General features: G+C 65.4%; 8 protein-coding genes, 2 tRNA genes and 2 pseudogenes. 6 read left to right on the top strand and 6 right to left on the bottom strand.

Annotated features, from left to right (window positions below):
• The first annotated feature begins 109 nt into the window (after positions 1–109).
• From ppc to GII31_RS11615, 5 genes are all read left to right on the top strand, one after another.
• The gene (ppc, locus tag GII31_RS11635; RefSeq protein WP_213243230.1) at positions 110–2,941 is read left to right on the top strand and encodes a phosphoenolpyruvate carboxylase; all 2,832 of its coding nucleotides are present in this window, start codon (positions 110–112) and stop codon (positions 2,939–2,941) included.
• Between the two features lie 142 nt (positions 2,942–3,083).
• On the top strand, positions 3,084–4,442 hold the full coding sequence (locus GII31_RS11630) for a 3' terminal RNA ribose 2'-O-methyltransferase Hen1 (RefSeq protein WP_213243228.1): 1,359 nt from the start codon (positions 3,084–3,086) through the stop codon (positions 4,440–4,442).
• Positions 4,439–7,003 (top strand): polynucleotide kinase-phosphatase, encoded by a 2,565-nt coding sequence (locus tag GII31_RS11625; protein ID WP_213243226.1) that lies wholly within the window; start codon positions 4,439–4,441, stop codon positions 7,001–7,003. Before GII31_RS11630 ends, GII31_RS11625 begins: the two co-directional genes overlap by 4 nt.
• Positions 7,004–7,053: 50 nt before the next feature.
• Positions 7,054–7,130 (top strand) — tRNA-Met (locus GII31_RS11620).
• A gap of 456 nt (positions 7,131–7,586) precedes the next feature.
• Complete coding sequence (locus GII31_RS11615) at positions 7,587–8,261, top strand: hypothetical protein (RefSeq protein ID WP_213243224.1); 675 nt, start codon at positions 7,587–7,589, stop codon at positions 8,259–8,261.
• 133 nt (positions 8,262–8,394) lie between these two features.
• On the opposite strand, the gene GII31_RS11610 is transcribed toward GII31_RS11615, so the two are convergent.
• The 5 genes and pseudogenes from GII31_RS11610 to GII31_RS11590 all read right to left on the bottom strand — a co-directional run bounded on the left by GII31_RS11610 (position 8,395) and on the right by GII31_RS11590 (position 11,140).
• On the bottom strand, positions 8,395–8,577 hold the full coding sequence (locus GII31_RS11610; RefSeq protein ID WP_213243222.1) for a hypothetical protein: 183 nt from the start codon (positions 8,575–8,577) through the stop codon (positions 8,395–8,397).
• Between the two features lie 142 nt (positions 8,578–8,719).
• Positions 8,720–9,163 (bottom strand): annotated as a pseudogene (locus tag GII31_RS11605) (DNA polymerase beta superfamily protein); the annotation flags it as partial.
• Between the two features lie 24 nt (positions 9,164–9,187).
• Positions 9,188–10,436, bottom strand: a pseudogene (locus GII31_RS11600) (IS256 family transposase).
• A 120-nt stretch (positions 10,437–10,556) separates the two neighbouring features.
• Complete coding sequence (locus tag GII31_RS11595) at positions 10,557–10,961, bottom strand: nucleotidyltransferase domain-containing protein (protein ID WP_260839951.1); 405 nt, start codon at positions 10,959–10,961, stop codon at positions 10,557–10,559.
• A gap of 97 nt (positions 10,962–11,058) precedes the next feature.
• Positions 11,059–11,140, bottom strand: a tRNA-Tyr gene (locus GII31_RS11590).
• A 288-nt stretch (positions 11,141–11,428) separates the two neighbouring features.
• Here GII31_RS11590 and GII31_RS11585 point away from each other — a divergent pair.
• Positions 11,429–11,725: a YiaA/YiaB family inner membrane protein gene (locus GII31_RS11585; protein WP_213243218.1), complete on the top strand. Its 297-nt coding sequence runs from the start codon at positions 11,429–11,431 to the stop codon at positions 11,723–11,725.
• A gap of 148 nt (positions 11,726–11,873) precedes the next feature.
• On the opposite strand, the gene GII31_RS11580 is transcribed toward GII31_RS11585, so the two are convergent.
• Complete coding sequence (locus GII31_RS11580) at positions 11,874–12,785, bottom strand: esterase/lipase family protein (protein ID WP_213243216.1); 912 nt, start codon at positions 12,783–12,785, stop codon at positions 11,874–11,876.
• Between the last annotated feature and the right edge of the window lie 20 nt (positions 12,786–12,805).

The raw sequence follows: 12,805 nt of genomic DNA, 5'->3' as shown, positions 1-12,805 counted from the left end.
ACCGTCATCCCCTCATGCCCCGGAACCGCTGACCCCCGGTCGACCATCGACGCCGTCAGTTGCGCCGGTCGCACTGCCGTGAATCCCATTTGGCGCAATACTGGTCGCCATGAGCGATTCGAGTCCCTCACGGGGTGCAGCGACCTGGCGGCCATCGATTTCGATCGTCGACCACATCCACGTCGACGACGCGGGGCGTGCGCTCACCGAGCCGCTCCGCAACGACATCCGGCTCCTGGGCACGATTCTGGGTGACGTCGTTCGCACCCATTCCGGCGACGACATCTTCGATCTCGTCGAAGGTTCCCGCAAGGACGCCTTCCGCATCCGCCGCGGCGAGCTCGACCGCGACAATCTCGCCGATCGTTACACCGACATCGACATCGCCGTGGCGATGCCGATCATCCGCGCGTTCAGCCATTTCGCGTTGCTGTCCAATCTGGCCGAGGACATTCACCGCGAGCGCCGTCGCCGCATCCATGTCCGGGCGGGCGATCCGCCGCAGGCCAGCAGCCTGGCGGCCACCTATGCCAAACTCGCCGCCGCGGGTCTCGATGACGCGGCGGTGTCCCGGGCTCTGGCAGATGCGCTGGTGGTGCCGGTGATCACGGCCCACCCCACCGAGACCCGCCGCCGGTCGGTGTTCGAGGCTCAGCATCGCATCACCGATCTGTTGCGGGACCATCTGCGTCAGGATCTGACACCGGATGAGGGCAAGGCGGTTGTCGAGGGTATTCGCCGGCAGATCCTGACCCTGTGGCAGACGGCGCTGATCCGGTTGGAGCGGCCCCGCATCGAGGACGAGATCCGCACCGGTCTGCGCTATTACGATGCGGCCTTCTTCGAGGTGGTGCCCAAGATCAACACCCAGGTGCGCGAGGCGCTGCGTGAGGCGTATCCGGATGCGGGTATCGCCGACGATCCGATGATCCGGATGGGATCGTGGATCGGTGGTGACCGCGATGGCAATCCGTACGTCACCGACGAGGTCGTCGCGTTCTCCACCACGATGGCCGCTCGCACCGCGATCGGGCACTATCTCGAGCAGTTGGAGGTGCTGGGGCAGGAACTGAGCCTGTCGACCAGGCTCACGGTGCCCTACGAGCCGCTGTACGCGCTGACCGGGTCGGAGCCGGATGATCCGGCAGTGGACGAGCCGTTCCGGGTATCGTTGCGCCACATTCGTTCCCGGTTGGCCGCCAAGGCGACCGCGATGTTCGGCGAGGACGTGATGCGTACCTCGGATCTGTATCTGGTGGGCGGATCGCAGCCGTACGAGACGGCCGACGAGTTGCTCGCCGACCTCGATGTCGTGGATGCCGCGTTGCGTGCCAACAACGACGAGATCATCGCCGACGACCGTCTGCGCACTCTGCGGGAAGGTGTGCGGAGTTTCGGATTCAACCTGTACGGCCTCGACATGCGGCAGAACTCGGACGTGCACGAGGAGGTCGTGGCTGAGCTGATCGCCTGGGCGGGAGTGCACCCCACCTATGCCTCGCTCGACGAGGATCAGCGGGTAGCGCTGCTGTCCGCCGAACTCACCTCGCGCCGGCCGCTGATCGGTCCGGACGCAGAGCTGAGTGAATTGGCCGCCAAGGAACTGGCCATCGTGCGCGCCGCGGCGAAAGCCGTTGAACTGTACGGCCCCGAAGCGGTGCCCAACTACATCATCAGCATGTGTACCTCGGTCAGCGACATGTTGGAGGCGATGATCCTGCTCAAGGAGGCGGGACTGTTCGACCCGAACAACGGGGCACCGCGCTCGACGGTACGGGTGGTGCCGCTGTTCGAGACGATCGAGGATCTGCAGCAGGGCGCGACGACGATCCTGGCGGCGCTGGAGGTTCCGTTCTACCGCAAGCTGGTGGAGTCGCAGCAGGGGATTCAGGAGATCATGCTCGGCTACTCCGACTCCAACAAGGACGGCGGCTACATGGCCGCCAACTGGGCGCTGTACCGGGGTGAGCTCGATCTGGTCGAGGCGGCGAAGAAGGCCGGTATCCGGCTGCGGCTGTTCCATGGCCGCGGCGGCACCGTCGGTCGCGGCGGCGGACCGAGCTATGACGCGATCCTGGCGCAGCCGCCGGGCGCGGTACAGGGTTCGTTGCGGATCACCGAGCAGGGTGAGGTGATCGCCGCCAAGTACTCCGAGCCGGTCAAGGCGGCCCGCAACCTGGAAACGCTGCTGGCCGCCACCATCGAGTCGTCGTTGCTGGATATCGAAGGGCTGGGCGATGATTCGGAGTCCGCATATCGCGACATGGACGAGATCGCCGCGCTGGCCCGGTCGGCGTACTCCACGCTGGTGCACGACACGCCGGGTTTTGTGGAGTACTTCACCACCTCCACACCGCTGTCGGAGATCGGCGCACTGAATATCGGATCACGCCCGTCGGCCCGCAAGCAGACGACGGCGATCTCGGACCTGCGGGCCATCCCGTGGGTGCTGAGCTGGTCGCAGTCGCGGGTGATGCTGCCCGGCTGGTACGGCACCGGGTCGGCGTTCGAGCGGTGGATCGACGGTGACGACACCAAGCTCGCCACGCTGCGCCGCTACTACGAGGAGTGGCCGTTCTTCACCTCGGTGATGTCGAACATGGCGCAGGTGATGGCCAAATCCGATATGGGACTGGCGCACCGGTACGCCCAGCTGGTGCCCGATGAGCAGTTGCGCGAGAAGGTGTTCGGGATGATCGTCGATGAGCACGAACGCACCATCGACATGTACTTCAGGATCACCGGTACCGACGATCTGCTCGCCGACAACGCGGCCCTGAAACGGTCGGTCTACAATCGTTTCCCGTACCTGGAGCCGCTCAACCTCCTGCAGATCGAATTGTTGCGCCAGTTCCGTGCCGGCGAGGATTCTCCCCGTATCCGCCGTGGCATCCAGCTCACCATGAACGGTCTGGCCACCGCGCTGCGCAACAGCGGGTAGCGGCCGCTCCCGGAGGCCGGGCCGACCCCACGATCGTCGGTCCGGTCAACGACGACGTGGCTCGCACACCGATGCCGCGGTCGGCTGACAGCTGCGCTGTAGTCGCAGGCAAATCAGTTGCACAGCGTCGTACAGTTGCGAAGTGATTGCCACTATCGAAGTCACCGGAGACGATGCACGGCCCGCCACCGATCTGGGATTCCTGCTGCACAAGCATCCGGACCGGGTGCAGACGTTTGCGACAACGCAGGGTACGGCGACCGTGTTCTATTCGGAGGCGACGGCGCAGCGGTGCCGGGTGGTGCTGCATGTCGACGGTGCCGGTGTGCGGCCGGACAAGTCGAGCGGCGTCAGCCCGTATGTGAACGCGCTCGCCGACGAGGCGTCGTCGCGGTTCGTGGTGGCATTGGGGAAGGTGTTCGGCGACACGATCGCCGGGCGGGCCGTCACCAGGCCCGATCTGGTGAGCCATGTGTGGGAGGTGACGATCACTATCGCGGCGGTGCCGTTGCGCAGTGCGTCCTCGCCCGCGGATCTGTTCGGCCCGATCGGCTGGGATGTCGGTGTCGCGCGGCAGCCGCTGAGTCCGGTGCCATGGGGTGATTCGGCGCACGGCACCATCACCTTGCGCGGGCGGTCGACGCTGCGTGATGCGTTGCGGCAGCTGGCGGTGCTGCTGCCGGTACTGGCCGACGACAAACACTATTTCGTCGACGACGACGAGGTGGACAAGCTCGACCGGCTCGGCGACGGCTGGCTCGGTGATCATCCCCGCCGTGGTGAGATCGTCCGCGGATACCTCAAACGAATCCGTCCGCTGACCGAGCGGGCCGCGTTGCGTTTCGGCGACGCCGCGGATCCCGGTGCGGCGGCAGCCGACGACGACCGGTCGCGGCCCTACCGTGAGCCACTGGCCCGGCAACGCCGGAACGCGGTCACGGAGCTGGTTCTCCGGTCGGGTGCGCGCTCGGTTCTCGACGTCGGTTGTGGTGAGGGAAAGCTGTTGGCGGGTTTGGTGTCCGACGGTTTTGCCGGCCGTCTCGCCGGTGTCGATGTGTCGGTGACGGAGCTGAACAGAGCATCGGCGCGGCTGGCCCGTCTGCGTGAGGTGGCCGTGTGGCAATCGTCATTGATGTATACCGATCCACGCTGTCGCGGTTTCGACGCTGTCGTGTTGATGGAGGTGATCGAGCACATCGACACCGACCGTCTGGCGGTGGCCGAGTATTCGGTGTTCGACGCGATGGCGCCGCGCACCGTCGTCGTCACCACTCCGAACCGCGAACACAACATCGTGTTCGGGCTCGCCGACGGCGAATTGCGCCATCGCGACCACCGTTTCGAGTTCACCCGTGACGAGTTCGCCGGCTGGGCCGCCGGTGTCGCCGAACGGTACCGATACGCGGTGGAGTTAGGGGGTGTCGGCGACGACGACCCAAAGGTGGGGCCGCCGACACAGACCGCCGTGTTCACCCGAATCGACAAGGAAGACAAGCCATGACGACCATCGAGATGCCGCAACTGTGCCTGGTGGTGTTGGTCGGCGTGACCGGGTCGGGCAAATCGACCTTCGCCCGTGCACATTTCCGGGGCACCGAGGTGCTCTCGTCCGATACCTTCCGGGCGATGGTGTCCGACGACCCGACCGACCAGGCGGCGACCGTCGATGCGTTCGACGCCCTCTACGACGTCGCCGGGCGGCGCCTTCGCCGTGGGCTGCTGACGGTGGTCGACGCCACTTCGCTGCGTCCCGAGGACCGGCGCGGCCTGCTGGATCTGGCGAAGGAACACGATGTGTTCGCCGTGGCCGTCGTGCTCGACGTGCCGCTCGCGGAGCTGAGGCATCGCTCGCAGGATCGTGCCGGTATCGATGCCGGTGTTGTTGTGCGGCAGCACAAACTGCTCAAACAGCACGCACGGAACCTGCGCAAGGAAGGGTTTCGGTTCGTACACGTACTCGATGGTGTCGAGACGATCGACGCCACCCGGATCACCCGCACCGCGCTGTTCAGTGACGTAGGCGATGTGCGTGGCCCGTTCGATCTGATCGGCGACATCCACGGCTGTCGTGCCGAACTCGACACCCTGCTCGACCGGCTCGGCTGGGTCGGCAACGCCCACCCGGACGGAAGGAAGCTGATCTTCGTCGGCGACCTCGTCGACCGCGGCCCGGATACGCCGGGAGTGTTGCGGCGGGTGATGGATCTGGTTGCGGCGGGCAATGCGTGGTGTGTGCGTGGCAACCACGAGGAGAAGCTGATCAAGGTGCTGCAGCGGAGCGGTGGTGCGCGAAGACCCGGCCGCGCGCGCGGTACCGATTCCGTCTCGCCCGACTCACCCGCGCTGACGCACGGGCTTGCCGAGTCCGTCGCCCAGTTGCGGGCGCAGTCACCGGAGTTCGTCGACGAGGTGATCGCCTTCCTCGATTCGCTGGTCTCCCACTATGTCTTCGATGACGGGAAACTCGTCGTGGCGCACGCCGGTTTGGCGCAGCGCTACCACAATCGGTCGTCCGGGCGGGTGCGCAGCCTCGCCATGTACGGGGAGACGACGGGGGAGAAGGACCGCTGGGGTTACCCGGTGCGCGGCAACTGGGCCCGTGACTATCGCGGCCCGGCGCGCGTGGTGTACGGCCACACCCCGGTCACCGATGTCGGGTGGGTCAACAACACCCTGTGCATCGACACCGGGTGTGTGTTCGGCGGACGGTTGACGGCGTTGCGGTATCCGGAGCTGGCGGTCGTCGACGTGCCGGCCACCGCGGTGCACTGGCCGGGCGGGCGGCCGATGGGCTACGGAGAGACCGACATCGACCTGCTGATGCGTGCCGAACTGCATCTTGACGATGTGGCCGGCAAGCGGATCGTACACACCAGGTTCGGACCGGCACTGACTGTGCGGGAGGAGGTCTCGGCGTCGGCGCTGGAGATTGTGTCACGCTTCGCGATCGACCCGCGCTGGGTGCGCTATCTGCCGCCGACGATGAGCCCGGTCGGTGCGCTGGACGAGAATCTGCTGGAGGACCCGGCGGGCGCGTTCAGGTACTACGCCGATCTCGGTGTGGCCGAGGTGATCTGCGAACGCAAGCACATGGGTTCGCGGGCGGTGCTGGTCCTCACCCGGGGCGATGCGGCCCGGCGGGTGTTCGGGGTGACCGACGGCACGTGCGGCGCCCTGTACACACGCACCGGCCGCCCGTTCTTCGATGCCGCCACCACCGCGGGAATCATTTCCCGGGCACTCGACGCGGCGCACGGTGTTCTGGACCTGTTGGGATCGGACTGGCTGATCCTGGACGCCGAGCTGTTGCCGTGGAACATCAAGGGCGAGCAGCTGATCCGCGAACAGTTCGCCGAGGTCGCGGCGGCGGGACAGTCGCAGGCCGATGTGCTGGCGGCGGAGCTGGCCCGGGCCACCGCCCGCGGCCTGGACGTCGGTGCGCTCTCGGACCGGTGTGAACGCGACCGTCGGGACCGGGCCGCGTTCACCGCCGCATACGCGCAATACGTCGATGCCGGTGCGAGTATCGACGATGTGCGGATCGCACCGTTCGAGGTTCTGGCCGCCGGAAACGCCGACGGCGCGCAGACATTCGCAGACCGTCCGCACACCTGGCACCTCGACATCGCCGAAGCCCTCGCCGCCGCCGGACCGGACGTCTTCACGCCAACGCAGTGGCTGCCGGTGTCGACCGGCGATGCGTCCTCGTGCGCCGCGGGTGCCCGCTGGTGGGCGGACCTCACCGCGGCGGGAGGGGAAGGCATGGTGGTCAAGCCGTCCGCCAACCTGACCCGTGACGACAAGAACCACCTCGTTCCACCTGGCGTCAAGGTGCGCGGCCGCGAGTACCTGCGGATCATCTACGGCCAGTCCTATCTCGATGACCTCGGCCGCCTGCGCAAGCGGGAACTCAAACACAAACGGTCGATGGCGATGCGTGAATACCAGCTCGGCCGCGAAGCGCTGTCCCGGCACGTCGACGGCGCCCCGCTCTGGCAGGTCCACGAGTGCGTCTTCGCGGTCCTCGCCCTCGAGTCCGAGCCGGTGGATTCACGCCTCTAGCAGCCGATTTGTGTTTTGCCACCCCACCCCCGTAAGGTTCTTCACGTCAACGCGGGGTGGAGCAGCTCGGTAGCTCGCTGGGCTCATAACCCAGAGGTCGCAGGTTCAAATCCTGTCCCCGCTACCAAAGTTAGATTGTTGGAACCACGGTCCTCAGGGGCCGTGGTTCTTTCTTTTTCCCACGGTAGGTGGGTTAGCTGTTGCGGGTCAGGACGTTGTTGACGGACATGCCGCCACCGTCGCCGTCAACGGGGCACCGATCGACAGGATCGCCGCGCAAACACGACCCCGGGGTCGTGACACGTTGCTCAACCACTACGTCCGACCGGCCGAGGCCATGATGATCACGACCAGTCGCGACCCTTGGCATGTAACTCAGGTACTTGTGATACGGAGTGGTGCTGCGCTCTTGTCGGACCCGGTGGTTAGGCTCAGCGGGTGCGCGCCAGCACTTACCCCCGAAGGCCTGTTGAGCCTAAGCGCCGGGTTTCGCGGGGCCGGGAAAGGCGTAACCCCGGCGATGTGGCCAAGGCCAGGGATCGTTCCGGGGTCTTCGTTGACAACTTTAGGGAGAATCTAGGGAATGTCAAACATCGCGGCGGACAGTGGCCGGGCATGGCGACCCGAGACCATCCGTGATCTCCTGACGGCCGACCGCCTGCGCTCCTATCTCGCCAGTTGCGATCAGGATCTCGGTTGCGCGCTCGGTCTCTACGAATGGAACCTGACAGCGTCCGCCGCCATCATGCAGACCACTGCCATGGTTGAGGTAGTCATCTGCAACGCTCTCGACGCCCAACTCGTCGCTTGGGCGAGCGGCCGTGGCATGCGGTCGTGGCTGGATGTCTGCCCACTCGACTCGCGCGGGCGAGCTGACATCGACAAGGCCCGCAACCGCGCCACGAGTTACGGACGGGCAGCGCTCGCACATGGCAAGGTGGTCGCCGAGCTCAGCTTCGGCTTCTGGCGATACCTCACCGCCCAGCGTTACCACGCAAGCCTCTGGGTCCCGGCGCTGCACAACGCGTTCCCTGGAGGCGACGTCGATCTACGTGACCGGCGCCGCAAAGTCGAACGTCACATGGCCGATCTCATGCTTGTGCGCAACAGAGCTGCTCATCATGAGCCGATCCATCGTCGAAACCTTGCCCGCGACCTCGGCATCGCAGTCGAGCTCGCGCGCTGGGTTCATCCAGAAGCCGGATCTTGGATCGCCGAGAAGTCGGCCATCCCCTCAGCCCTGACATCCAAGCCATGAGCAGCCATGCGGCGGCGCCCACCATGCACAGATTGAGAGCTCTCAGCGTATGTCGATTCGTTTGAGTGAGATCCGGTCTCACGAGGGAAGCCAAGCCAGAGCGTGGGAGGAGTTGGCGTATCAGTTGCGCCCGTCAGTGGGCAGCCCGCCGCGGGGTGGGAGTCTCAGCCCTGACCGGCTGGTTGCGTCCGGCGTCAACACTGCCCTGGTCGTCGCGCATCGACTCACCCAGGCCGCTGGCGGCGACCGGATCGTCGTACTCGATCACGGAGTGGTCGTCGAGTCCGGAACGCGCACAGAACTTGTCGCGGTACAAGGGCGGTACGCCGAACTCTGGCGTGCGTGGGATTCCAGGGCGAGCGGATAGCTTCCCGTGCCGCTGATTCTCGCCGTACCCACGCGGTGACCGGTGGCCGATCATGGTTGTGGCGGGGGATGATCCCGCCACAACCACAAACCTATGCCCAGCCCCAGTGCCTGCGCTGGGCGTCGACGGCCCACGTACTGATGCGGTCGGCGTCGGCGTGCCCGGGAAGTGGTGAGCGATCCTCATCGAGCAGCGCCCGCACCCGCGACTCCAGGTCGGTGATCTGGGCCGACACCTCAGCTCGCGGCACCTCGCCACGCTTGACCGAGAGCACCCGTTCACGTTGGTCGGCGGGCATCGGCAACGTGAGGTGGCCCGTGCTCGCCAGTTCGTGACCCTGGTACGCCAGCCGCAGCGCGTGCGAGCCGTACTTGACGTCCCAGCCGAACCGTTCGATCAGTTCGGGCCGGTTCGGCACCTTGCGTCCGGCCTGGCCGAGCATCCGTTCGTGCTGCGAGTGCATGTAGCCGAGGAACCGTTCGACGGCGACCCGTGACAGGAACGCCGTCCGGTCAAGTCCCGCGTAGTGGTGTAACTGGTTGTGGTCCTTCGTAGGTGGTCAGGCGGGTAGTTGGATCAGTGGGTCGGTGTTCACCTCCGGTGTGTGGTCGGTGTCGGTGACGGTCAGCCGGCAGCGGCTGAGCACTTCGAGGCCGAGGTAGCGGCGGCCTTCGGCCCATTCGTCGGTCTGCTCGGCGAGCACTGCTCCGATGAGCCGGACGATGGCATCGCGGTTCGGGAAGATGCCTACGACGTCGGTGCGGCGCCGGATCTCGCGGTTGAGTCGTTCTGTGGGGTTGTTGGACCAGATCTGGCGCCACACGTCATCAGGAAACGCGGCGAATGCCAGCAGGTCTTCACGGGCGTCGCCGAGGTGTTCGGCGACGTCGGGTAGGCGGTCTTCGGTGTATTCGATGAGTCGGTCGAACTGGGCATTGACCGCACCAGCAGTGGGTTGGTCATAGACGCTGTGCAGCATGGCCTTGACTGCTGGCCACATCGACTTCGGACACACCGCCATCAGATTCGCCGCGTAATGGGTGCGGCAGCGTTGCCAGGCCGCTCCCGGTAGGTTCGCTGCGATCGCCTCGATGAGCCCGGCATGGGCATCGGAAGTCACCAGGCGAACTCCGCCCAGGCCGCGGGCCACGAGGTCGGCGAAGAAGGTGTTCCACGAGGCTGTGGTCTCACTGGTGGCGACCTGCATGCCGAGCACCTCACGATGACCGTCACCGTTGACTCCGGTAGCCAGCAGCACGACGGCTTTGACGACCTGCTTGTTCTCCCGGACCTTGATCGTCAACGCATCCGCGGTGACGAACGTGAACGGGCCGGCCTCGTCCAGTCGGCGGTGACGAAACGCGGCAACCTGTTCGTCGAGGTCTTCGGCCATGCGGGAGACCTGCGACTTCGACAACGAATCGATGCCCAGGGTCTTGACCAGCTTGTCCATCCGGCGGGTCGAGACCCCGGCGAGATAGCAGTCAGCGACCACGGTGATCAGCGCGGACTCGGCGCGTTTGCGGCGTTCGAGCAACCACTCGGGAAGTAGGTGCCCGACCGGAGCTTGGGCACGGCGACGTCGATGGTGCCTACGCGGGTATCGAGGGTCGGTGGCGGTAGCCGTTGCGGTAGTTGGTGCGCTCTTCGGACCGGCGGCCCCATTCGGCGCCGCACACGGCGTCGGCATCCGCAGACAGCAGGGCGTTAATCACTGTCTGCAGCAGCTCGCGCATCAGATCCGGTGACGCGTCGGTCAGAGCTTGGCTCAACAGGCCGGCCGGGTCGACAATGTGGGGTGCGGTCATCGTGATGACTCCATTCGAGGATTCTGTGAGAGGTTGACTCGAAGGATCACACGGTGACCGCTTCCCTGCCCGACAGCCACACGCTGCCGGCCACGGTCCTGGTCACCGAGTTACACCACTCTATGGGGCACTACTCGCCGTCCGCAGTGCACGCAGTTCGTCACCCAGTGGCGTGCGCACGACCAGAGACCTCTCCGGTGCGAACAACGGCAGCAACGCTGTCGGATTGCCCTTGGTGGCCAGCCGCAGGTACTTCCGCAGCGAATACAGCACCAGGTCGGTGTCGCCGTGGCCGCTGCGTACGCCCTCTGGTTGCGTCCGCCAGATGTAGTCCTGACGATGCTCGATGATGCCGAGGATGTACTCGGGCGGTTCGACGTAGACACCCATCTCGTCGTGGTCGTCGGTACCGGGGATCGCGATACCGTGCACGCCGCTGCCCACCACCGAACGCAGGATCTCGTTCGGCAGGGCGACCGCGGGATCGCCGTATTCGACATTGGGACGTTGGGGTGAGGCATCCATCGGAATTGTCCTTCCGGAAATGATCAGGTGGCCGTATGCGGGGTGCGATGACAGGCCGGCCGGGTTGCCTGCTGGGTTGAAATGACGTGACGGAGAGTGTGCCGGGCAGGACTCGAACCTGCGATGCTCGAAAGCCACGAATTTACAGTCCGCTGGAATAGCCGCGATCCGACCGGCACAGGTATATCGGCACGATGCTGATCGGCCGTGGCGACACCTGTCCACGGGCAAGGAGCCGGCAGAGTCCTCAGGCGCTTGTCATGGGCGAACCGGGATACGAGAAGCCGTCGCACACAGCGTCACAGATGCTGCCGCGCATGGTCGTCTCCCTTCGGTCGCGGTGTCGGTGAGATATGAGAATAGGGTACGTCCGGTGCAATGCCAAGACATTATTTTATTCCGATATGTGTGGAGATGTGAGTAGCGCTACGCATGTTCGCTCATCCGGGACGATCTAGCGTCGAGGCATGGCACAGAGTAAAGACATCCCGCAGTCCGCGACCACGTCGGCGTTTCAGATTCAGGCGATCATCGCATTCGCGGTCAGCCTGAGCGCATCGGTGATCGGTGTGTGGAACCTCCCACTCGACTCCTGGCAGCGTGGCTACTTCGGCGTCACCCTGCTGTTCCTGGTGTCGAGCACGTTCACCCTCGCGAAGGTGGTGCGCGACCGGCAGGAACAGACGTCGATCCGTTCACGCCTGGACGAGGCACGTGTGGAAAAGCTGATCGCAGAGCATGATCCGTTCAAAGGTGTCGCCTGACGTCTGCTCGCATCGGCGTCGCCGATGTTCCCGATGCCGCACAGCGATATCGGGCCGCGGGACTCCTCGGTGAGCGCGGGGTCTCGGTGCGGCGGCGATGAGATGTGATTCGGCGTAGGCGGCGTCCCAGACCGGCTCGCCAACGGATCTACAGCGGGAAACCCGGCTCGCACCTGACCGGGCGTCTGCGGTCGGGATCGAGGCTGTTGCGGATCATCGTGATGACACCACGGTCATACAGCAGACCGATATGTCCGACGATCGAGCCCGGGCACACCTTCTGCACCGTGATGTTGGCGACGTTCGGCGCAGCAGGCAGATGGGCGTTGCGGTACGGAGTCACCAACTCATCGTTCATCGTGGCGATATTGGTGTACCGAACATGTGGTATCGGCGCTTTCAGCGACTGGTACCGGTCGCGGTCGTCGAGATCGCCACAGCCGGGACAGATTTCCAACAGCGGTGCCTTGAGCGCGGGAATATCGATCATCGCCATGCCGTGGACCTCCGGGAACCCGGACAGCACCCCGCCGACATTGATCACGTGTCGCACCTTTGTCGCACCGTTCAGATCGTGCAGCAGAATGTTGGCGACCGCACCGCCCGCGGAATGGGTGATCAGATCGACCTTCTGTGCGCCCGTCCATACTCGGACCTGGTCGGCGAACGTCGACAACTGTGTCGCCGACGTCGACAGGCTCTCGATATGCCCTATGCCGAGCGGCCGACTTAACGAGGTCTGCCCCATATTGAGCGTGAACACGCAGTACCCGTCATTGGCGAGGATCGGCGCGATCGCCCGCCAGCTACCGTTCTGGTTCGCTGAAAAACCGTGCACCAGAATTACCGGCGTCGGGTGCGTCGCGCTGTGGCACGTTCGGATATTCGCCCCGGGCGGCGGGACATCGGCCACGAGGGAACCGGCGATGAACGATCCGAGGGCGTCGTAGCTCACCGGATACGGTTTCGGAGCGGCCGAAGCCGGGGCGACAACAGTCAGCAGCACAGCGGCCACCGCGGTGACCGTTGCGATCACCGGGCGGACAGCGGATCGAATCATGGTCGGACGCTAGCAAGCCA

This window comes from Gordonia pseudamarae (assembly GCF_025273675.1).
Lineage (GTDB): Bacteria > Actinomycetota > Actinomycetes > Mycobacteriales > Mycobacteriaceae > Gordonia > Gordonia pseudamarae.
Note: the sequence above shows the minus strand (reverse complement) of the source record. Positions and strands in the feature narration are given on the sequence as shown.